Source organism: Marinimicrobium sp. LS-A18 (assembly GCF_000463525.1).
Lineage (GTDB): Bacteria > Pseudomonadota > Gammaproteobacteria > Pseudomonadales > Cellvibrionaceae > Marinimicrobium > Marinimicrobium koreense.
Genome location: NZ_AWEP01000002.1, coordinates 1,012,563 through 1,033,348 on the forward strand (window position 1 = coordinate 1,012,563; position 20,786 = coordinate 1,033,348).

21 protein-coding genes are annotated in these 20,786 nt (G+C 59.0%); 4 read left to right on the forward strand and 17 right to left on the reverse strand.

Annotated elements, in window-relative coordinates; all coding sequences use genetic code 11:
* Window positions 1-15 precede the first annotated feature (15 nt).
* The 6 genes from N645_RS0104440 to N645_RS0104465 all read right to left on the reverse strand — a co-directional run bounded on the left by N645_RS0104440 (window position 16) and on the right by N645_RS0104465 (window position 6,290).
* A complete protein-coding gene (locus N645_RS0104440; RefSeq protein WP_024460308.1) occupies window positions 16-489 on the reverse strand; it encodes a low molecular weight protein-tyrosine-phosphatase in 474 nt (157 codons plus the stop codon).
* Window positions 490-891: 402 nt separating this feature from the next.
* Window positions 892-1,650: a 3-deoxy-manno-octulosonate cytidylyltransferase gene (gene kdsB, locus N645_RS0104445; protein ID WP_024460309.1), complete on the reverse strand. Its 759-nt coding sequence runs from the start codon at window positions 1,648-1,650 to the stop codon at window positions 892-894.
* The gene (gene lpxK / locus N645_RS0104450; protein ID WP_024460310.1) at window positions 1,647-2,678 is read right to left on the reverse strand and encodes a tetraacyldisaccharide 4'-kinase; all 1,032 of its coding nucleotides are present in this window, start codon (window positions 2,676-2,678) and stop codon (window positions 1,647-1,649) included. Before lpxK ends, kdsB begins: the two co-directional genes overlap by 4 nt.
* Window positions 2,679-2,694: 16 nt before the next feature.
* Window positions 2,695-3,120, reverse strand: coding sequence for a biopolymer transporter ExbD (locus N645_RS0104455; RefSeq protein WP_024460311.1), 426 nt, complete (start codon window positions 3,118-3,120; stop codon window positions 2,695-2,697).
* Between the two features lie 19 nt (window positions 3,121-3,139).
* The gene (locus N645_RS0104460) at window positions 3,140-3,766 is read right to left on the reverse strand and encodes a MotA/TolQ/ExbB proton channel family protein (protein ID WP_024460312.1); all 627 of its coding nucleotides are present in this window, start codon (window positions 3,764-3,766) and stop codon (window positions 3,140-3,142) included.
* A 130-nt stretch (window positions 3,767-3,896) separates the two neighbouring features.
* Window positions 3,897-6,290: a DNA internalization-related competence protein ComEC/Rec2 gene (locus N645_RS0104465; RefSeq protein WP_024460313.1), complete on the reverse strand. Its 2,394-nt coding sequence runs from the start codon at window positions 6,288-6,290 to the stop codon at window positions 3,897-3,899.
* Between the two features lie 166 nt (window positions 6,291-6,456).
* Here N645_RS0104465 and N645_RS0104470 point away from each other — a divergent pair, with 166 nt between their 5' ends.
* Together N645_RS0104470 and N645_RS0104475 are read left to right on the forward strand one after the other, a co-directional pair.
* Window positions 6,457-8,628 (forward strand): hypothetical protein, encoded by a 2,172-nt coding sequence (locus tag N645_RS0104470; protein WP_024460314.1) that lies wholly within the window; start codon window positions 6,457-6,459, stop codon window positions 8,626-8,628.
* 85 nt (window positions 8,629-8,713) lie between these two features.
* On the forward strand, window positions 8,714-9,253 hold the full coding sequence (locus tag N645_RS0104475; RefSeq protein ID WP_024460315.1) for a DUF2062 domain-containing protein: 540 nt from the start codon (window positions 8,714-8,716) through the stop codon (window positions 9,251-9,253).
* 6 nt (window positions 9,254-9,259) lie between these two features.
* Here N645_RS0104475 and N645_RS0104480 read toward each other — a convergent pair whose 3' ends face one another.
* Genes N645_RS0104480 through N645_RS0104490 form a run of 3 tightly spaced genes read right to left on the reverse strand, consistent with a single transcriptional unit; the run spans window position 9,260 to window position 12,396 of the window.
* A complete protein-coding gene (locus N645_RS0104480; RefSeq protein WP_024460316.1) occupies window positions 9,260-10,489 on the reverse strand; it encodes a lipoprotein-releasing ABC transporter permease subunit in 1,230 nt (409 codons plus the stop codon).
* A complete protein-coding gene (gene lolD / locus N645_RS0104485) occupies window positions 10,482-11,165 on the reverse strand; it encodes a lipoprotein-releasing ABC transporter ATP-binding protein LolD (RefSeq protein ID WP_024460317.1) in 684 nt (227 codons plus the stop codon). Before lolD ends, N645_RS0104480 begins: the two co-directional genes overlap by 8 nt.
* On the reverse strand, window positions 11,158-12,396 hold the full coding sequence (locus tag N645_RS0104490) for a lipoprotein-releasing ABC transporter permease subunit (RefSeq protein WP_024460318.1): 1,239 nt from the start codon (window positions 12,394-12,396) through the stop codon (window positions 11,158-11,160). The genes lolD and N645_RS0104490 overlap by 8 nt, the downstream gene beginning before the upstream one ends.
* A gap of 163 nt (window positions 12,397-12,559) precedes the next feature.
* Here N645_RS0104490 and N645_RS0104495 point away from each other — a divergent pair, with 163 nt between their 5' ends.
* A complete protein-coding gene (locus N645_RS0104495) occupies window positions 12,560-13,174 on the forward strand; it encodes a PilZ domain-containing protein (RefSeq protein ID WP_024460319.1) in 615 nt (204 codons plus the stop codon).
* Window positions 13,171-13,503: a hypothetical protein gene (locus tag N645_RS0104500; protein ID WP_024460320.1), complete on the forward strand. Its 333-nt coding sequence runs from the start codon at window positions 13,171-13,173 to the stop codon at window positions 13,501-13,503. The genes N645_RS0104495 and N645_RS0104500 overlap by 4 nt, the downstream gene beginning before the upstream one ends.
* Here N645_RS0104500 and sthA read toward each other — a convergent pair.
* The 8 genes from sthA to N645_RS0104540 are packed head-to-tail and all read right to left on the reverse strand — an operon-like array spanning window position 13,490 to window position 20,786.
* Window positions 13,490-14,887, reverse strand: coding sequence for a Si-specific NAD(P)(+) transhydrogenase (sthA, locus tag N645_RS0104505; RefSeq protein WP_024460321.1), 1,398 nt, complete (start codon window positions 14,885-14,887; stop codon window positions 13,490-13,492). The two genes, N645_RS0104500 and sthA, sit on opposite strands and share 14 nt — an antisense overlap.
* A gap of 5 nt (window positions 14,888-14,892) precedes the next feature.
* Window positions 14,893-15,189, reverse strand: coding sequence for a (Na+)-NQR maturation NqrM (nqrM, locus tag N645_RS0104510; protein WP_024460322.1), 297 nt, complete (start codon window positions 15,187-15,189; stop codon window positions 14,893-14,895).
* 53 nt (window positions 15,190-15,242) lie between these two features.
* A complete protein-coding gene (locus N645_RS0104515) occupies window positions 15,243-16,283 on the reverse strand; it encodes an FAD:protein FMN transferase (protein ID WP_024460323.1) in 1,041 nt (346 codons plus the stop codon).
* A gap of 13 nt (window positions 16,284-16,296) precedes the next feature.
* A complete protein-coding gene (nqrF, locus tag N645_RS0104520) occupies window positions 16,297-17,520 on the reverse strand; it encodes an NADH:ubiquinone reductase (Na(+)-transporting) subunit F (RefSeq protein WP_024460324.1) in 1,224 nt (407 codons plus the stop codon).
* Window positions 17,521-17,537: 17 nt separating this feature from the next.
* Entirely contained in the window at window positions 17,538-18,146 is a 609-nt protein-coding gene (gene nqrE / locus N645_RS0104525; RefSeq protein WP_024460325.1) for an NADH:ubiquinone reductase (Na(+)-transporting) subunit E, read from the reverse strand.
* 2 nt (window positions 18,147-18,148) lie between these two features.
* Window positions 18,149-18,808, reverse strand: coding sequence for an NADH:ubiquinone reductase (Na(+)-transporting) subunit D (locus N645_RS0104530; protein ID WP_024460326.1), 660 nt, complete (start codon window positions 18,806-18,808; stop codon window positions 18,149-18,151).
* A gap of 3 nt (window positions 18,809-18,811) precedes the next feature.
* On the reverse strand, window positions 18,812-19,591 hold the full coding sequence (locus N645_RS0104535; RefSeq protein WP_024460327.1) for a Na(+)-translocating NADH-quinone reductase subunit C: 780 nt from the start codon (window positions 19,589-19,591) through the stop codon (window positions 18,812-18,814).
* Complete coding sequence (locus N645_RS0104540) at window positions 19,584-20,786, reverse strand: NADH:ubiquinone reductase (Na(+)-transporting) subunit B (protein WP_024460328.1); 1,203 nt, start codon at window positions 20,784-20,786, stop codon at window positions 19,584-19,586. The genes N645_RS0104535 and N645_RS0104540 overlap by 8 nt, the downstream gene beginning before the upstream one ends.

Below are 20,786 nucleotides of genomic sequence, written 5' to 3' on the forward strand. Positions count from 1 at the left end.
GTTCCGAGTCTCTCATCACCGCTGAGTTTTGATGTGTTGAAGCAGACCGTCGCAGGCACTTTCAACCAGATCGAGCACCAATTCAAAACCGTCGCCTTCGCCGTAATAGGGGTCGGGCACTTCGCGATAATGGGCGTTATCGCCAAACTCGAGAAAAAGCCCGAGATGCCCACTGTAATGGGTCGGTCTCATGGCTTGCAGGTCCTGCAGGTTGCTGTGGTCCATGGCGAGGATGTAGTGGTATTCGTCAAAGTCGGCCGGGTTCACCTGCCGGGCCCGAAGCTGACTGAGGTCATAGCCGCGTTTGAGTGCCGCACGCTGGGAACGCGCATCGGGCCCTTTACCAATATGCCAGGCACCCGTACCCGCCGAATCGATCTGGATACGTTTCGCCAATCCCGCCTGCCGGACTTTCTCTTCAAATATCCCATGGGCGGTAGGCGACCGACAGATATTCCCCAAACACACAAATAAAACATTAACGCTCATGCTTAAACCTTTGCCTAGTAAATACTGATTTCATCTTTACGACTTCAGTTCTGGTCTCGTTACGCATAGGCGTCGAGAACCTCTTTGGGGTACGCTACAAGCACATCCATGTGCGCTCGATCGGCGCGCCATCCATGGCGACCGACGCCCCCAAAGAGGTTCTCGACGCCTATGCTCAGTGCCAACCTGAAGCTTCAGTTGCACTAATAAAGCAAACTTTACTAGATCATGGAGAACAATCGTCAAGTTCACACGGAGGCGTCAGAGGGGCAGATAGCGTTTGGAGACTCTCGGAGACATGGATGTCGACGAGAAGCCCCCATGGATGGGTTCACGGCGGGTCTCCAAACGCTATCTGCCCCTCTGACGCCGGACTCCAAAAAGACCACCAAACCAAAAAACTCAAGAGCCCAACAACCGCCGAACCCGATCCAAATCAAGCTCAGTATCAACACCACCAGGAACAGGCCGACAAGCCTCCGCAACGTGAATCGACTCACCTTGCCACATTACCCGCAGCTGCTCCAACGACTCAAACCGCTCCAACGGCGCCTGATCCCAAGTCACAAACCGGTGCAACAACCCCACGCGATACGCATAAATACCAATATGCCGCCGCGCCACAAAATCCTCCGGTAACGCCCTACCCTCACCCGCAAACGCATCGCGAGGATACGGAATCGGCGCCCGACTGAAATACAGCGCACGCCCATGGGCATCCATTACCACCTTCACAATATTCGGATTACAAAAATCCTCCACCGACTCAATCGGCTCACACAAGGTTGCCACACTGGCCGAACCATCACCCGCCAGATTCTGCGCCACCTGATTGATGACTGCGGGCGGAATCAGAGGTTCATCGCCCTGCACATTGACCACAATCGCATCGTCCGGCAACCCCAACTGACTGACCACCTCCTGCAATCGATCGGTTCCTGACTGATGATCCGGGGAGGTCATGCACACCGTTGCCCCGAACGCGCGAGCCGCGTGCTCGATGCGTTCATCATCCGTAGCGATGATCACCTGCGTGGCGGCACTCTCGCGGGCGCGCTCGTAAACGTGCTGAATCATCGGCTTGCCGGCGATGTCTTTGAGGGGCTTGGCGGGCAACCGGGAGGAGGCGTAGCGCGCGGGGATGACAACGTAAAAGCTCATGGGATTGAATTCGTTTCAGGTGTGGATTTCAGGGATTCAATACGGTTCAGAAACTCGCTCCAGAACGCCTCCGGCAATATCGCACTGACACTCAAATACCACCAGTCCGGCTGGGCGAAGGGCTGGCATTTGACCGCATCTTTGGCGGTCATCACAACCGGAAAGGCCGGCTGGAAAACAAGCTCGCCCGGGCGGTAATGATGATGATCCGCGAAACGGTGGGGAACCGGTTCCAGGTCGAGGTCTTTCAGCGTAGTGAAAAACCGGTCGGGGTTGCCGATTCCCGCCACCGCGTGCACGGATGTGTGGGGGGCAAAATGGGTCAGCGATGCGCGGGTGCCATCGGACACCCGATGCCAGGCGTCCGGGGTCACTTTCATGGTGTGCTGAACGGTGCGAAGCGTCGGGGTCTGTTCACGGACCTTGTCCTCCGAGCCGTTGACCACCACCCAGTCGACTTCATTGAGTCGCTCGATCGGTTCACGCAGTGGGCCCACGGGCAAACACCAGCCGTTGCCAAACGCGCGCGCGCCATCGACCACGGCAATTTCCAGATCCCGGGCCAGGCGGTAGTGCTGCAGGCCATCATCACTCAGCACAATATCGCAGCCCTGCTCGCGCAGCGCTTGCGCCGCTTCCACTCGATCCGGACTGACACACACCGCGCACTGGGTGGCCCGCGCAATCGCCAGGGGTTCATCGCCACAATGCGTGACCGGGGTGTCTGCGGAAACCATGAGGGGGTAACTTGGCGCCTTGCCCCCGTAACCCCGACTGACCACGCCCGGGCAGTAACCCGCCTCGCGCAGACGCTGCACCAGGGCAATGAGCAACGGGGTTTTTCCGGTGCCCCCGACACTGATATTACCGACCACGACCACCGGCACATCAAAGGCAACCGCCCGAGGTTTTAGCCGGGCTCGACGCCGGCGCGCCAAAGCCCGGAACAGCCAGGCCAAAGGAGCGAACAGATACACCCAGCGGGCCTTACCGTACCAGGCGTTTTCCCAGACCGAGGCCAGCGTCATGTCGAACGCCCCCGAATCACTCCCCGGACTCGGGGCGCCGGGTGGTGATACTCAGGTGCACAAAGCCCAGTTGACCGGCGGCATCCATGGCCCGAACCACGCTTTCGTGGGGCGCCTTGGCATCGGCGGTAATGGTCAGAGGCAACTGATTGTTGCCCTCGGAGGCCTTTTCCAGAGCCGACTTCAAGGTCACCAGCTTACTGTTTACCAGGCTGCGACCATTGATCGAGTAGTCGCCTTCTGCGGTGATCAGAATATCCAGCGGCGCCTCAGCATCCTGCTCGCTCGCTTCACCTTCGGCTTCAGGCAGGTCGATGCTCAGGTGGGTTTCTTTGGTGAAGGTGGTGGACACCATGAAGAAAATCAGCAACAGAAACACCACATCGATCAATGGTGTCAGATTGATGCTGTCATTTTCTCTAGATTGACGTCGAAATTGCACCCGCTTGCTCCTCGGTCAATCAGTTGGCTTTCACATCGACCCGACGGTCGCTGTGCAGGGCGTCCACAAGTTTTACCGCTTCTTCTTCCATGGTGACCACGATGGTGTCCACCCGGCGCTGGAAAAAGCGGTGCAGAATCATTGCCGGAATGGCCACAGTCAGGCCGGCGGCGGTGGTGATGAGCGCCTCGGAAATCCCGCCGGCCAGAACGCCGGCATTGCCGGTGCCCTGAAGCATGATGGCGGTAAACACCTTGATCATACCGATCACGGTGCCGAGCAGACCGAGCAGCGGTGCGATATTAGCAATGGTGCTGAGGATTGTCAGGTAGCGTTCCATTTCATGGATGACTTGGCTGGCCGCTTCCTGGATGCTGTCTTTCATGACCTCCCGTCCGTGGCGGGAGTTACTCAGCCCCGCGGCCAGAATGCGCCCCAGAGGGGAAGACTGTTTGAGCTCGCGGAGTTTGCCCGCGTCCAACTGGTTGTTCTTGATCCAGCTCCACACCTGTGCGAGCAGATGCCGTGGGGCGATTTTTTTGGGATCCAGGGTCCAGTAACGCTCTCCACCAATGGCAATCACCAGGATGGAACAGAGAATAATGGGGACCATCAGCCAGCCACCCGCGGTAATAATCTCAAACACTGAACTTTCCTCTTTTAAATCGTTTTCTGGCCAAGGCGCGCCACGTCAGGGGAGCAAGATAGCACAGACCATTTCCAGCGGGAAAACACCCGGTCACATTTTGCGACAGTCGCCACCGGCCACCGTCACCTTATTCATACCACCAACGTCTTGGCGCATGCCGGGCATACCGCTCGGTGCGCCGCCCCTGTTCGTCCCATTCGAACACGATGGCCCCCAGGGTCGCGGTATTGAGCACCTCGGCACCCCGGGAGCGATAGCGCTCCACCACCGCCTCATTCGGGTGGCCATGCCGCCCCTGAAACGCGGCGCTTACCACCGCGCGGGCCGGGCGAGTCTGTTCAACCCACTCGATCGACGAGGAGGTGACGGCGCCATGGTGCGGAACCTGCAGCACGTCGATGGCGCCGTTGAGCTGATCCCGGCCGATCAACCGCCACTCCACTTCCCGTTCGATATCACCGGTCAACAGGAGCCGCTGCCCCGCGTATTCAAGCTCGAGAACGCAGGAGCGATTATTGCCATTCACCCGCGCGGGGAAGCCAGCGTGCAGAAACCGGAAATTCACCTGATTCCACTGCCACGAAGCCTTTTGATGGCAATCCTGCCCGGGCATCGACGTGGACAGGCTCGGATCGCCCACCCAGAGCGTCTCGGTCGGGAGACTTTTCAGCACACTGGAAAGGCCGCCCGAGTGATCATCGTGACGATGACTGACCACCACCGCGTCCAGTTGATGCACACCCAGTTGCTGCCAGTAGGGCACGATCACGCCAGAGCCCGCATCCAGCCGCTCACTGTAGGTGGGGCCCGTATCATACACCAGCCGGTAATCCGGCGTCTGTACCGCCACCGCCAGGCCCTGCCCCACATCCAGAAACGTCACTCTCAAGGGGGGTACCGGTGGCCCCGGGAGCAGCAGCGCCAACACGATTCCGGGGTAACCCAGCCACCGTCCGGGCAGCCCTCGTGGCAACAACATCAGCAGTGTGGCGAGTCCGACCAGGGCCAGTGCCGGCCAGGACAGCGCCGTCTGAAACAGGGTCATTGGCGCCACGCCCTCCAGCCACTCCAACCAGACCAAAAGCGTGGACAAACCCAGGTCCGCCACCACCAGCGAGAGGTCGCTGGCCCAGGGCCAGAGAGCGCTCAGCAGCAACGCCAGAAGCAACCAGGGAACCACCAACAGAGTCACCAGCGGAATCGCCAGCAGGTTGGCGATCGGCGCCACCAGGCTGACTCCGTGCACCAGTATCAGGAGCGGAACCATCAGCCCCAGAAACACCGCCCACTGAGACCGCACCACCGTTTGACCCCACCACTGCACACCCGGGCGGCGCCGCCCACCGAGTGCCAGCATCAGGACCGCCACGGCGCTGAAGCTGAGCCAGAACCCGGTATCGTAAGGGGCGAGCGGGTCCCGGATCAGTACCGCCACCCAGGCCAATAGCAAGCCGGTGGCGGCGGGTAGACTGCCCCGGCGCAGCAGCACCCACTGCACCACGGCGATCATGATCAAGGCGCGCTGGGTCGGAATACTGAAACCGGCCAGAGCGCTGTAGAGAAGCGCAAAGCAGAGCGCAAACACCTGACCTACCGCCGAGGCGGGTATCCGATGGCACAGCGTGTTGAGTCCGCGCCCCAGAATGCCACCCAGCCATAGCCCCGCCAGCGCCACCATGCCCACGTGTAATCCGGAGATGGCCAACAGGTGATTGGTGCCCGTGCGCTGCAGCCGCGTCCAACGCTCCGGACTCAAGGTGGAGCGATCACCGATCAACAGCGCCAGCATCAGGTCCCGGTGAGCCACATCAGCCCGATGGTGGTCGAGCCAGTTCCGAATCCGTTCCCTCCAATGACTCAAAGAGCCTGCCGAGGGCCTGTCCAACCGGCGATTATCCGCACTCTCCCGCACATAGGCGGTGGCATCCACGCCCTGGCGCATCAACCATAACTGGTAGTCGAACCCGCCGGGATTGACGAACCCCCGGGGTGGTTTGACCCTCAGCGTCAGTTGCCAGCGCTCCCCGGCGTGCAGGGGCGGCCCGCCGTACCAACTGACCAGAATGTACCTGAGGGGCAGCGCCAGGGGATCGCCCTCGACCGAATCGACTTGCTCCACCCGCAGGCGGATACGCTCGCGGCGGGCATCGTGATCCGGCAGCCCGACCAGGGTCCCCTGGACCCGAATCTCGTCACCACTGAATGAGGGGGGCAGTCGATGATCGAGCTGCCAGTGACCGAACAGCACGCCCCAGAACAATCCCAGAGACGCGAACGCCACACACTGTCGCCAGCGGGGCGCGCGCCAGAACAGAACGGCGATCAGAGGCGCTGACAACCACAGTGCCAATGGCGAAGGTAGACGGGGCAATTGGGAGGCCAGGATGATACCCAGAGAACCACTGAGCAGCGCAGCGCTGAGGGAGAAAGCCGGGCGTCGGCGCATCAGCAGACGACGCACCGACTTTACCAGCGCCTGACGGCCGGAGCTTTGAGGGGTCGAGTCTCCTTGAGAATTCATCGCAGGTCCTTTGCGTGAGAGCGAACGCCGATTATGCGCAAACCGCGACACACCACCAAGCCTAATAGAGGCTATACTGGGCTCGACTCCCATAACTGTGACAGAACCCACAGTTTTAGCGGGGTATCGACAGTAATTTGACGCTTGCAGAGGGCGCGGGATAACAATGCTGGATTCGTTGACACTGACAACGATCATTCTTGGGGAGCTGGTCTTTTTACTCTCCCTCGGCTGCGCGCTGCTCGGTGTGCTTTTGGTGCGCGAGCGTCGCCACCAGAAAAAAATCATGGCCGCCTACCAGCGTCTGCGCAACACTGTGCGCACTGAGCGGGCCCAGAACCGTGCGCCGCCGGAGGAGTCTTCAGCGGGCGACGCGGTGGCCGATTATCTCTTGCGCGTGAAGAGCGAGGCGCGGGATCGGTACCGGAACATTACCCAGACCAACCTGCCCCGACTGACACCGGAACACCCGTTTAACGCCAAAATTGCCGCCCTGCGGTTCCTGTTCACCGAGGCCGAAGAGCGAGCCTACCGCAAGGAAAAAGCCTCCGGCGATGCCTGGGTACTGCTGGAAAAGCAGCTGTACGATATCGCCCGCTGGGTGGTGGATCGGCAGGACAGCAAACCGGGACGCCAGCGCAACAACCAGGTCAAGTTGCTCCAACAGCGGGTCGAAAAACTCAAAGGGTTCGAAAAACAGGCGCGGGACCTGCAGCGCAAATTGGAACTGAACCGACTCAAGCGGGAGGAGTTGGAGCAACTTCAGGACGAAAATCGCCTTACCATTGAGAAGCTTCAGAAGATCAATGACGCCTTGAGCCTTTCCGGGGACGCCGATGCCGAAGGCCTGCGCCGTCAGCTGCGCGACATCATGGATTCCGATGCCCGCCCCCTGGTGGCACCGCCCGAACGCCGTCTGACCAACATCGAACACTTCTCGGCCGACAATCAACGCCTGAACAGTGAACTGGCCAGAGAGCTACGCGCCTACAATGCCGAATTTCCAGACAATCAGAGCGAGCACCTGGAGCAGAGCATCAAACGCCTGGAGGCGGAACTGTTCCGCTCTGAGCAGCACATTCGGGAACTGAAGCAGCAGCGCTCGAGCGCCGAAGCCGAGTCACAAACCTCCGCCAATGAGGCCGACCCACACCAAGACAGTCCACGGGAGCAGACTCAGCAACGCGCTGAGTCCATGGAACAGATCGAGGAAACCCTCCGGGTGATCCACACCAATATGGCAGACAGCAGTCAGGCGTTGAATGTGGCGTCTGGCAGTGGCGGTCAGTCGCCCTACTCTCTGGCGGAGATCCAACAGCTGCGCCATAACAACACTCGCCAACGCAACCTGATCGTCGACCTGGAAGGTGAGATGCGTCGCCTGCGAGACACCATCCCCCACACCGAAGACGATAACGAGCGGGCGCAGCAAACGGAAAAACTGTTCAAGCTGGAACGCCTGGTCAAGGAGTGTGAGCACTGCATTCTGGCGCTGGAAAGCGAGGTCGATCTTCTTTATACGCAGCTCAAAGAGCGCGAACAGCGCCAAGCCCAGAGCTCAGGCCCCACGGATGAGGAAGTGTCACTTGAACAGTTGCAGTCCGAGCTCAGCGCGATGGCCAATCGGCTTGAAGACGTATTGCTGAACAGCGAGCGGGACTCGATCCTGAGCCAGTTTGCCCAGGCGAGCGTGCGAGTCCAGTCCATTGAGGAGCTGGCCCGCTGCGTGATCAGCGCCCTGAAACGGGGTCAACTGATCGCCGGATTTTACCTTCAGTCGAAACTCGGACACGCGGAGTTCTTTCCGGCGAAACAGTTCAGCGAGCGCGAGCGGGCCATGATCCGTCGCACCACCATCAGTCAGAATGTGGCGTATCTGAACGAGGGCATCATGTTCGCAAGCGATCATATGCACCTGCTGCTCAAGGACCCTCATGCCGACGAGCTGGAACTGCAGAAAACCGAACAACTGCTGCAGGCCCTGATGGACATTACCGGCGCCCGGGTTGACAGTCTGGAAATTGAGCATACCGGTCAGCACCAGCGCCGTTACCTGCAGGACTGGTCCGACGGGGCGCACAACACTCTGGTCAATATGGAAATCCGCTACGCCTACCAGGTCGAAGAGACGCTGCGCCTGGTCGACTCCCTGGTTGAGCAGATGCAGAAAGCTTGCTCTGTTCTCGAGGCCAGCGAGGCCACCCGAGCGGTGATCGACAATGCCCTGAGCGAGTGTCAGCACCGGATCCGTAATCTCATGACCCAGGACGACAGCATTGATGAGGGTTGTACCTGGTTGTTGAGCCACCTCGACGAGCTGCCCAAGATTGCGAAATAAAGCGTCGATTCACGGGTTTATCATCGTTTTTTCACCCGAGGACAGGCATAATGGCCCCTTTATTTTGGCCGTTATGTGATCGAGTATGGCACGCAAGCTACTACGGCGCTTTATCCCCAGCGCACACGCCATCAAGAGCAACCCCGCCCTGCATTTTCTCGGGGACCTGCTGCACGATCCCAACCTGTTTCACCTGAACCGCCACTCCGTTTCGGTCGCCTTTTTTGTCGGCATTTTCGTCGCCTTCATCCCACTTCCGGGCCAGATGCCCATCGCGGCGCTGCTTGCGCTGCTGCTGCACTGTAATCTGCCCATCTCGGTGGCCCTGGTGTGGATCAGCAATCCCCTGACCATGCCCGCCATTTTCTTTTCAACCTACCAGCTGGGCCGCTGGCTGCTGGAGCTACCGCCGGTCCAGGTCTCCCTCGAGCTGAGCTGGCATTGGTTGATGCATGAATTCAGTCTGATCTGGAAACCGCTGTTGGTGGGCTCGCTGCTCTCGGGGCTGGTATTCGGCGCAATGGGCTATGTGGTGATGCAGCTGTTCTGGCGCTGGACCGTGGTCAAAAGCTGGCAGCGACGCAAATTGAGGCGCCGTTCGTCACCGCCGAAACCCGACCACTGAGTTCACTTACTCGAAGCGCAACGCTTCGGCCGGCTGCACGCGCGTTGCCCTCCAGGCAGGATAAAGACTGGCCACCAGGCTGAGCACCAGAGCCGTGCCGGCCACCTGGGCCACATCGGGCCAATGCAGGTCCGAGGGAAGATAGCTGATGGGGTAGACGTCAGACTGCAAAAACTGAACGCCCAGCAGCCCTTCAAGCCATTGAACCCAGTCCGTCACCCAGTAAGACAGCGTCACGCCAAGGGCGGTACCGATACCGGTTCCGACGACGCCAATCATTCCACCCTGAATCATGAAGATACCGAGAATTTCCGCACTGGATGCCCCGAGCGTTCGCAGAATGGCGATATCCCCCTGCTTGTCCACGACCACCATGATGAGGGTCGAGACCAGATTGAAGGCGGCGATGGCAATAATCAGGAAGAGGAGCAGCCCCACCAGCTGTTTCGACATATGAATCGCCTGGTAAAGATTGCCGTGGGTGCGGGTCCAATCCGAGCTGTAGTAGCCACCGGGCAGGTCGTACACCAGATCCCGGGCCACTTGCGGCGCGGAAAACAGATCGTGCACCTGGAACCGTATGCCACTGGCAGCCCCGGGGTGCCCGGTCAGCCCGGAGGCGGTCTCCAGGGCGGTGAGGGCCAGATTATTATCCAGCTCGGTACCGGTGTCGAACACCGCCAGAACGGCCAGGGCCTGAACCCGAGGCGCGCCCTCCCCCGCCGGCACCACCAGAATCAATTTGTCATCAACCTTGACCGACAGGGACCGGGCCAGCCCGGCCCCCAGCAGCACGCCCCGGGGGTTGTCCGCTAGGCGGTTCCATATCCCCTCGGGAAGATAATCAGAGAGGACCGCCAGGGAATCCCGCTGCTCCGGCGGTACCCCCACCAGGCCCACGGGTGCCACCTCACGCTTATGGGAAAGCAGCCCTTCCAACTGAACAAAAGGCGTCGCCGAGCTCACGCCGGGATGGGCATTCACCCGGTCGGCCAGATCCCGGTAATCGACCACTCCGTCCCGGTGATACAGAGCGGCGTGAGGCATGATGCCGAGAATGCGATCGCGCAACTCCCGGTCAAAGCCGTTCATGATCGCGAGCACGGTAATCAGCAGTGCCACCCCTATTACCAGGCCGACAATGGAGACCGAGGAAATGAACGAGACCAGATGGCTGTGCCGTCGGGACAACGCATAGCGACGTCCAATCAGCCCAATATAACCAGTGTTACCCATGCAGGGCTCCATCTTCCAGCGTCAGAGTCCGATCCATCCGCGCTGCCAGGTTCAGGTCGTGGGTCACCACGACAAAACTGGTACCGCTGTCCCGGTTCAACTCCGTCATCAGCGCCTGAATGGATTCCGCCGTATGGCTATCGAGATTACCGGTGGGCTCATCCATCAGAACGCAGGCCGGTGAGGTCACCAGCGCCCGGGCAATGGCCACGCGCTGACGCTCACCACCGGACAACTCCGAGGGTTTATGACTGGCCCGTTCGCTGAGCCCGACCCGCCCCAACATGACACGGGCTCGCTGATGAGCTTCGGCTCGGGAAGACCGGCCGATCAACAACGGCATGGCGACATTCTCCAGAGCGCTGAACTCCGGCAGCAAATGGTGGAACTGATACACAAAGCCGAGCTTACGGTTGCGCAGGCGACCCCGTTGGTCGGCACTGAGTGTGCGCAGGGACTGCCCCGCCACTTCCACATCGCCCTCATTGGCCAGATCCAATCCACCCAGAATGTTCAGCAGGGTCGATTTACCGGAGCCGGAGGCGCCGACAATCGCCAGACGCTCACCAGGAGCCACCGCCAGATTCACCGCGTTGAGCACCGACACCGTCTGCGGGCCCTGAGCGTAAGTTTTATGAACGTTGCGGCAGCGCAATACTGCGGTTGAATCACTCATAGCGCAAAGCCTCTGCTGGTTCGATTTTCGCCGCCCGCCACGCGGGATAGAGCGTGGCCAGGAAACTTAGGAACAGGGACACCGTACAGATGCTCAGAACATCCTGCCAAAGCAGCTGTGACGGTAAATGGCTGATGAAATAAACGGAGGGATCGAATACCCGAACGTCCAACAAGCCTTCCAGAGTCGCCACAATGGGACCGATATACAGTGCCAGCACACAACCGAGCAGCGCGCCGACCAGCGTACCGACAAAACCGACCGTTGAGCCCTGCACCACAAACACCGCCATGATCTGTCGGGCTGTCATCCCCAGGGTGCGCAGAACGGCGATATCGCTGCGTTTGTCGGCCACCATCAGAATCAGGCTGGACACAATATTGAAGGCGGCCACCGCGATGATGATACCGAGCAAAACGGCGATGACGATTTTCTCCATTTTGACGGCCTGAAACAGGCTCCCCTGAGTCTGGCTCCAATCGCGCACCCTCAGCTCTCCGGGCAGTTCGGCGGCCAGCTCCCGCATCACCGGACCGGCGCGGTAAATATCCTCCACCTGCACCTGAACACCCTGCACTCCCTCGTAGCGGAACAGTCGCCGGGCATCGTTCAGATGGATCAGGGCGAGCCTCTGGTCCATCTGTGCGCCCACTTCAAAGACGCCGACCAGAGTGAACCGGCGCACGCGGGGGTAAACGCCGGCCGGTGTGATCCGAATATCAGGCAGGGTAATCGTGACTGAATCCCCCAGCGCCAGACCGAGTTGCCGGGCGAGCAGGCGCCCCATGACTACCCGGAATTCACCGGGCTGCAGCTGCAGTGTGGAGCCGAGCAACATGCGGGACTCCACCACCGAGACATCGGACTGGTACTCCGGCGCAATACCCTGAATCTGGACGCCTTCCGAACCACGTCCGTAATTGACCAGCCCGAAACCTTCGATATAGGGCGCAACGCCGCGCACCTCGGGGTGCTGTCTGACGTGGTCTGCCACTGCGCGCCAGTCCGCCAACTCCGGTGTGCCATCGATGAAACCGTGGGGCACCACACTGAGAATCCGCGACTTCATCTCCCGGTCGAAGCCGTTCATCACCGACAGCACGACGATAAGCGCCATCACGCCCAGCGCCATTCCCAGCAGGGAAAAGGCGCTGATGAAAGAGATAAACTGGTTGCGGCGCTTGGCGCGCGTGTAGCGCAGACCGATATGTAGCGGGACGTTGATTGACATGAGCGCATTTAACCCTATTGACCAGAACGCCACAAGCCCGGCAGGTGGATTTGCTGGGCCGCGCAGCGTCATTGACGCCACAGAACGTCATAGTGGCGGGGCACACCGGCAACGCGGTATGCTATACCTTATTACAATGACAAAAGCCTGTTGCGGAACTGTTATGCCTGAACGACGACTCTATTTTCGCATCGACGACTACCTGGATCTGGAATACCTGGCCGTCGACGAAGACACGCTCCAGCACACGCCAGCCGAGAACCTCTTTCCCGGCGCGGCGGCGCTCAAGACTTACGCGGAGCTGAAGAAAGTTGACAGCGAATCGAGCCAACTGTTCTATCAGATCAAGGACCGCGATCGGCAGATTGCCGATTACCTCTATCTGCTCAATCGGAAAATTGACCTGCTCGCCCAGCAACTGATCAGCGAACCCCGGCTGCACGGGACCCATCCAACGGATCAGCGACGCGTCAACATCAGCGAAGGCGGGCTGGCCTTCAGTAACCGGGAAGCGCTGAAGCTCGGCCAGGCAGTAGCCCTGAACCTGACATTCCTGCCCACCTACGTCGGGTTGGCCATCTACGCCCGAGTCGCACGCTGTGAACCACTTCGCACCGGCGGCTACGAAATTGCGGCAGAATTCGAAGCGCTGACGGACCCGCAACAACACCTTCTCAGCCAACAGATCATGCGTGCCCAGATGGCGGAAAAACGCCGCCTGCAGGATATCGATCCCGACGAAAAGGGCAACCTCTACTCCAAAGGAGCTTCTTCATGACGACGTTTCGATCCTACACCCTGCTCGCCCTGGGCCTATCCCTGGGGCTGGGATTATCATCCGCCTCGATCGCCGACCGGGTGGAAATTCCGGTAGGCCAGCAGGGAGGGGCCGAAAACGCGGGCGACGTGCCGACCAATGGCATGACCCAGGACCGCGTCGAATCGCGTTTTGGTGCGCCCCAGGAGCGCCGTGCATCGGTCGGCGACCCACCGATCTCCAGTTGGGTTTATGAAGACTACGTGGTCTATTTTGAGCACGACAAAGTGCTACGCACGGTATTGAAGCACCGCCCCCGCGCGGGGGCGGCACCCGCTAACGGCGGTTGATGCGGTTGATACCGTCCAACGCCGCCAGGCGATAGGCTTCTGCCATGGTGGGATAATTGAACGTGGTGTCGAGGAAAAACTGGATGGTGTTTCCCGCCCCACTCTGACTCATGATGGCCTGACCGATGTGAACAATCTCGGCGGCCTCCGCCCCGAAGCAGTGGACGCCCAGTATCTCCAGGCTGTCGACGTGGAACAGTATTTTCAACATCCCCACGTCTTCGCCACTGATCTGTCCTCTCGCCGTGTTTTTGAACAGCGCTCGTCCGACTTCATAGGGCACCCTCGCCGCAGTCAGTTCGGTTTCCGTCTGACCGATGGAGCTGATTTCCGGCAGGGTATAAATACCGGTGGGCACATTGGTGACCGGTTTGCAAGGCTCTCCGGTGATCACCGACGCGACCGCCCGCCCCTGATCAAACGAGGCACTGGCGAGACTCGGCCAGCCAATCACATCGCCGACCGCAAAAATGTTGTCCACCGAGGTTCGGTAGTCCTGGGACACCTTGAGATTGCCCCGGTAATCCACGTCCAGGCCGGTCGCCTCCAGATTCAGCTTATCGGTGTTACCACTTCGCCCATTGCACCAGAGAATCGCATCGGCCTTAAGTCGCTTGCCGGACTTCAGACGCAGCGTCACGCTGTGATCATCGGCTTCAATGGACTCGTATTCTTCGCTGTGACGCACGGTCACATCACTGTCGCGCAAGTGGTAGCTGAGCGCGTCAGAAATCTCATCATCCAGAAAGGAAAGCAGCCGATCGCGATTATTGATCAGATCCACTTTCACCCCGAGACCGGAAAAGATCGACGCATACTCACAACCGATGACACCAGCCCCATAGATGATCATATGACGAGGGGTGTGCTGCATTTCCAGAATGGTATCGCTGTCGTAGACTCGTGGATGACTGAAATCCACATCCGCCGGCCGATACGGGCGCGAACCGGTGGCGATGATGATCGACTCGGCGGTAATAGTTTCCTGGGCACCATCACCCGAGTCGACGTTTACGGTGTTGGCGTCCACGAAAGAGGCCATCCCGGTGTGCAGGGTCACCCGGTTACGGATATAAAATTCCGTGTGCAGCTCCACCTGCTTGGGAATCACCTTCGAGGCCGCTGCCAGAACCCGGGGATAGGACAGCCAGCGCGTGTCCCCCATCTCCCGGAACAGACTGACGCTGTTGTAGCGAATCAGTTGCTTGACCGCATGCCGAAGCGACTTGGACGGAATGGTGCCTTTGTGTGCGCAGTTGCCGCCCACATGGGCCCGACTTTCAATCACGGCAACTCGCAGATTGGATTTTGCCGCCGACATGGCAGCGCTTTCACCCGCTGGTCCGGACCCGATTACCAGCACATCGTAGGTGTGATCAGCCACTAGGATTAATCTCCTGATTGGGTTTGGGAGGATGTTGCTCTCTCTTTACCCTCTGATGCCGCCCCATGGCTGGCATCGTACGCCAAATCGTCGACGGGCAGACCCGCCTGCTGACGTTCGTTGATGGTTTTGCACTTTTCTTCGTCGTTACCACACAGATCACAGACGTAATCTTTCTCGCCCAGGGCGGCACCGACACCGCCACAGGAACCTTTGAGCGGCTGGCGACCTAACAGAACGCCGATGGACATCCCCACCACCACCAGAAGCATGACCAACAGGGAAACCAGAACCATACCCATGTGTTACCTCACCTGCCCTTGGGGCTTTCGTTGTGCACGCTCACTGCTGGCGCTCAGCGCCAGGGTGCGAATGCACTGGAATAGTCATCAGTAAAACCGTCGTCGGTTTTGACAATCATATACACGGGGAGTTTTTCCCGTTCCGCCAGCGCCATACCGGCTTCCGGCCCCAACACATTCAGTGCCGTCGCCCACGCATCGGCTTCCGCAGAGGTTGGAGCCAGCACCGTAACGGAAGCCAGGCGATGGGCTATCGGCCGACCGGTGCGCGGATCAATGGTGTGTGAGTAGCGCACACCGTCGCGCTCGTAGTAATTGCGATAGTCCCCTGAAGTGGCCATCGCAATATCCGTCAACGCCAGCGCCTTGCGGCCGTCACCCTGAACCAGACTGGGCTGTTCTACGCCAATGCGCCAGGCATCGCCCCGGGGACTGCTACCGCTGAGCCGGACTTCGCCTCCGACTTCGACCAGATAATGCTCATAACCCTGAGCCTCGAGCCAATCGGCAAGATGATCCACTCCATAACCCTTGGCCACGGCCGACAGATCCAGCCGTACATCACTCAATCGACGAGCCCGCCGACCATCGAGCGCCACCTGCGCATAACCCACCGTTGAACGTGCCGCAGAGATCGCTTCGTCACTGGGCACCTGTTCGGGCTCAGCCTGAGGGCCAAAGCCCCAGAGGTCGACCAGCGGCCCCACCGTAATGTCGAAAGCGCCCTCACTTCGCTCACTGATCCGCCGGCTGATGGCCAACACCTCTGCCAGTGGTGCCGACAGCGACTGCCACTGCCCGACCTCCGAGCGATTGAACTGCATCAACTCGGAATCATCAATGTAAGTGGACATCTGCTGATTGATCTGCGCCAGCTCCCGTTCCAGCCCCGCCTGAATCTTCGCGGCATCCACCGGCGGAGACTGGTCGGTCACCACCAGGGTGACGTTGAACGTCGTGCCCATGGTGGGCCCGGAGAACCGGTGCGCCTCGTGTTCGACAGGAGGCTCGCAGCCGCCCAGCAGCACCCCTAAAAACAAAAACGAGGCCAGCAGTGCCGGCCCCGTTTTAATTGTTGTGAGAACCTTGAACAAATCCTGCCCTCTATTAACCGCCGAAGTCGTCCAGCATGATGTTCTCGTCTTCCACGCCCAGGTCCTTGAGCAGTTTGATGACAGCGGCGTTCATCATCGGTGGTCCACACATGTAGTACTCACAGTCTTCCGGCGCCGGATGGTCTTTCAGGTACATGTCATACAACACGTTGTGAATGAATCCGGTCGGTCCTTCCCAGTTATCTTCCGGCTGGGGATCGGACAGCGCCACGTGCCACTGGAAGTTCTCGTTCTCTTCCTGCAGCTGATCGTACTCTTCGTGGTAGAACATCTCGCGCAGTGAACGCGCACCGTACCAGAAGGTGATCTTGCGATCGGTTTTGATCCGACGCAGCTGATCAAAGATGTGCGAGCGCATGGGAGCCATACCGGCACCACCACCGATGAAGACCATTTCCGCATCGGTGTCCTTGGCAAAGAACTCACCAAAGGGTCCGTAAACGGTGATGGTGTCACCCGGTTTCAGGCTGAACACGTAGGAGGACATGATGCCCGGCGGAATATCCTTGGAGCCCGGAGGCGGTGTCGCGATACGGATATTGAACTTCACGATACCGACTTCTTCCGGGTAGTTCGCCATGGAGTAGGCGCGCATGACCGGCTCGTCGACTTTGGATTCCAGATCGAAGAAACCAAAGCGCTCCCAGTCGCCACGGAATTTCTCTTCAATGTCGAAGTCCTTGAACTTCACATGATGCGCCGGGCACTCGAGCTGGACGTAACCACCGGCACGGAAATCGACGTTCTCGCCTTCCGGCAGCTTCAGTGTCAGCTCTTTAATGAAGGTCGCCACGTTCGGGTTTGCTTCAACGGTGCACTCCCACTGCTTCACACCAAACACGTCTTCCGGTACTTCGATGACCATGTCTTCTTTGACCGGTGTCTGGCAGGACAGGCGCCACCCGTCACGGGCCTCGCGCTTGGTGAAGTGACCTTCCTCGGTAGGCAGCATGGCGCCACCGCCCTGCTCTACCACACACTTACACTGTGCGCAGGTACCGCCACCACCACAGGCCGACGGCAGGAACAGGCCCGCATTGGCCAGGCTCTGCAGCAGCTTGCCGCCGGCCGGGACCTGGATTTTTTTCTCGTGGTTGATCTCGATCGTTACGTCGCCACTGCTTACCAGTTTGGCGCGGGCGCTCAGGATGATTACCACCAACGCCGCAACGATGACGGTAAACATGACCACGCCCAATATAATTTCCAAATTCATCTAGCCTACCTCGCTGGTTACAGGTCGATGCCGCCGAAAGACATAAAGCCCAGGGACATGAGACCGACAGTAATGAAGGTAATGCCCAGGCCTCGCAGGCCCGCCGGCACATCGCTGTACTTCATCTTCTCGCGAATACCCGCCAGAGCGGTAATCGCCAGGGCCCAACCGACGCCGGACCCGGCACCGAAGGCAACACTCTCGGCAAAGTTGTAGTCGCGCTCCACCATGAACAGCGAACTACCCAGAATGGCGCAGTTCACGGTAATCAGGGGCAGAAACACACCCAGAGCGTTGTACAGCGCGGGCACGAACTTATCCAGCACCATTTCCAGAATCTGAACCAACGCGGCAATTACACCAATGTAGGTAATCAGACCGAGGAAGCTCAGGTTGACATTGGGCAGGCCGGCCCACGCCAGAGCCCCATCAGCCAATACGTAGGTGTAGAGCAAATTGTTCACCGGTACGGTAATCACCTGCACAACCACAACCGCAATACCCAGGCCAAAGGCGGCACTGATCTTCTTGGAGATGGCCAGGAAGGTACACATCCCCAGGAAGAACGCTAATGCCATGTTTTCAATGAAAACGGTCCGTACAAAAATACTCAGTAACTGTTCCACGATCAGGCCTCCTGCGGCTTGGTGTTAGGCGCCATCTTGAACTCTTCTTCCTCGACCTGCTCCGGCTTCCAGGCGCGAATGGCCCAGATGAAGAACCCGATCAGGAAAAAGGCACTCGGCGGCAACAACAGCAGACCGTTAGGCACGTACCAGCCACCCTCGGTCACTGGGGTCAGCAGGGTGACGCCAAACAGGCTGCCAGAGCCGAACAGCTCGCGGATGAATGCCAGGCCCAGAAGAATGGCGCTATAACCCAGTCCATTACCCACACCATCGATAAAGCTCGGTAGCGGCGGGTTTTTCATGGCAAAGGCTTCGGCGCGACCCATTACGATACAGTTGGTAATGATCAGACCCACGAAGACCGACAGCTGCTTGCTGATGTCGTAGGCATAGGCCTTCAGGATCTGGTCAACCACAATCACCAGAGAGGCGATGATGGTCATTTGCACGATGATTCGAATGCTGCCCGGAATGTGATTGCGCACCATGGACACAAACAGGTTTGAAAAAGCGGTCACCGCCGTCAAAGCAATACACATCACCACCGTCACGCTCAGGCTGTTGGTAACGGCCAGAGCCGAACAGATACCCAGAATCTGCAGCGTAATCGGGTTGTTGTCAAAAATCGGTTCAATCAGAAGTTGCTTGAGCTTCTTCATGGCTTAGGCCTCCCCTTCGCGCAAGTTCTTCAAAAACGGCTTGAAGCCCATATCACCCAGCCAGAACTCCACCAGGTTATCCACGCCCTTACTGGTCAGAGTGGCGCCCGAGAGGCCATCCACCTTGTACTCGGCATTGGGATCAGAGGAATCGACACTGCCTTTGATGACCGACAGTTGGACCTTGCCATCGTCGCCGTAGACTTTTTTACCATCCCACTGAGCCTTCCAGTTCGGGTTATCCACTTCACCACCCAGGCCGGGGGTTTCAGCGTGTTCGTAGAAGGTAAGGCCAGCGACGGTATTACCATCGGCCTCGATCGCCATAAAGCCATACAGGGTGGACCAGAGTCCGTAGCCGCGCACCGGCAACACCAACGTCTGTAGTTCACCCTGCTCGTTTTCCACCAGGAAAACCTCGGCGTAGCGCTCACGACGGGAAATACCCGCGATATCTTCATCACCACTGAGATTCATGGAGCGACTCGGGTCTTTGGCAGCTTTCCATTGATCGTAGCTGTCCGGGTCCACTTCATCAGTGAATTTGCCTGACTCGAGATCTACTACACGGGTTTTGATCCGCGCTTCGAAAATCTCTTCGACGCTACCTTCGGCGTCGTTCAAACCGGCCGCTGCAATAATATTGCTTTTGAAATCCAGCTCCTGGTTCATCTGCTGCTTGGGGCGCAACAGCACAGCGGCTGTCGACACCACAACGGAGCAGACGATACACAGCGCCAGGGTCACTGTGATGGTCTTTTTGATCGTATCGTTATTAGCCACGTGCCAACCTCCGCTTGATATTCGCCTGTACAACAAAATGGTCTATCAGGGGGGCGAACAGGTTGGCAAACAGAATCGCCAACATCATCCCCTCCGGGAAGGCCGGGTTGACGACGCGGATCAGCACACACATGAAGCCGATCAGAGCGCCAAACCACCAGCGACCGGCGTGCGTCATGGAAGCGGATACCGGGTCCGTGGCCATGAACATCATGCCGAACGCGAAACCGCCCACGACCAGGTGCCAGTACCAGGGCATGGCAAACATCGGGTTGGTATCGGAGCCAATCGCATTGAACAGCAGCGTGGTCGCGATCATACCCAGCATCACACCGGCCACAATACGCCAGGAGGCAATGCCCATGATCAACAGAATGCCGCCACCGATCAGAATCGCCAGGGTAGACACTTCACCAATGGAGCCGTGGATGTTGCCGATGAACGCGTCCATCCAGCTCATCTGCTGGTATACGCCGTCCATACCCTGCTGGAAAGCGACCGACAGCGCCGTCGCGCCGGAGTAACCATCGACCACGGTCCAGACACTGTCGCCGGACATGGACGCCGGGTAGGCAAAGTACAGGAACGCACGACCGGTCAGTGCGGGGTTGAGGAAGTTCTTGCCGGTACCACCGAACACCTCCTTACCGACCACAACACCGAAGCTGATACCCAGCGCCGCTTGCCACAACGGCAGATCCGGCGGGCAGATCAGGGAGAACAGAACCGAGGTAACAAAGAAACCTTCGTTGACTTCGTGACCGCGCACGGTGGCAAACAGGACTTCCCAGAAGCCGCCGACCACGAACACCACGAAGTAGATCGGGATAAAGTAGGCGGCACCGTGCCAGAAAGAGGCCCAGATGCTGCTGGCGTCGTAGCCGCCCATCATTTCAATAAAGGCACCGCGCCAACCTTCCACCGAGGCGATACCCATGTCCGCCATGATGGTGTTGGCCTGAAAACCCATGTTGTACATGCCGTAGAACATGGCCGGGAAGGTGCACAGCCACACGGTGATCATGATGCGCTTGAGGTCGATGCCGTCGCGCACATGAGCGGTGGTTTTGGTCACACTGGCGGGGCGATAGAAAACGGTGTCCACCGCTTCGTACAGGGAGTACCACTTTTCCAGTTTGCCGCCCTTGTGGAAGTTCGGCTCGATCTTGTCGAGATAGTTGCGCAGAGCTTTCAT

Excerpts from the sequence above, each read along its gene's own strand:
- N645_RS0104500 (WP_024460320.1), top strand. The coding sequence starts at position 13,171 with ATGACGACGTTTCGATCCTACACCCTGCTCGCCCTGGGCCTATCCCTG.
- N645_RS0104440 (WP_024460308.1), bottom strand. The coding sequence starts at position 489 with ATGAGCGTTAATGTTTTATTTGTGTGTTTGGGGAATATCTGTCGGTCG.
- N645_RS0104465 (WP_024460313.1), bottom strand. The coding sequence starts at position 6,290 with ATGAATTCTCAAGGAGACTCGACCCCTCAAAGCTCCGGCCGTCAGGCG.
- N645_RS0104490 (WP_024460318.1), bottom strand. The coding sequence starts at position 12,396 with ATGTCAATCAACGTCCCGCTACATATCGGTCTGCGCTACACGCGCGCC.
- N645_RS0104480 (WP_024460316.1), bottom strand. The coding sequence starts at position 10,489 with ATGGGTAACACTGGTTATATTGGGCTGATTGGACGTCGCTATGCGTTG.
- N645_RS0104540 (WP_024460328.1), bottom strand. The coding sequence starts at position 20,786 with ATGAAAGCTCTGCGCAACTATCTCGACAAGATCGAGCCGAACTTCCAC.
- nqrM (WP_024460322.1), bottom strand. The coding sequence starts at position 15,189 with ATGGGTATGGTTCTGGTTTCCCTGTTGGTCATGCTTCTGGTGGTGGTG.
- N645_RS0104530 (WP_024460326.1), bottom strand. The coding sequence starts at position 18,808 with ATGAAGAAGCTCAAGCAACTTCTGATTGAACCGATTTTTGACAACAAC.
- N645_RS0104470 (WP_024460314.1), top strand. The coding sequence starts at position 6,457 with ATGCTGGATTCGTTGACACTGACAACGATCATTCTTGGGGAGCTGGTC.
- kdsB (WP_024460309.1), bottom strand. The coding sequence starts at position 1,650 with ATGAGCTTTTACGTTGTCATCCCCGCGCGCTACGCCTCCTCCCGGTTG.
- lolD (WP_024460317.1), bottom strand. The coding sequence starts at position 11,165 with ATGAGTGATTCAACCGCAGTATTGCGCTGCCGCAACGTTCATAAAACT.
- lpxK (WP_024460310.1), bottom strand. The coding sequence starts at position 2,678 with ATGACGCTGGCCTCGGTCTGGGAAAACGCCTGGTACGGTAAGGCCCGC.
- nqrF (WP_024460324.1), bottom strand. The coding sequence starts at position 17,520 with ATGAATTTGGAAATTATATTGGGCGTGGTCATGTTTACCGTCATCGTT.
- N645_RS0104495 (WP_024460319.1), top strand. The coding sequence starts at position 12,560 with ATGCCTGAACGACGACTCTATTTTCGCATCGACGACTACCTGGATCTG.
- N645_RS0104475 (WP_024460315.1), top strand. The coding sequence starts at position 8,714 with ATGGCACGCAAGCTACTACGGCGCTTTATCCCCAGCGCACACGCCATC.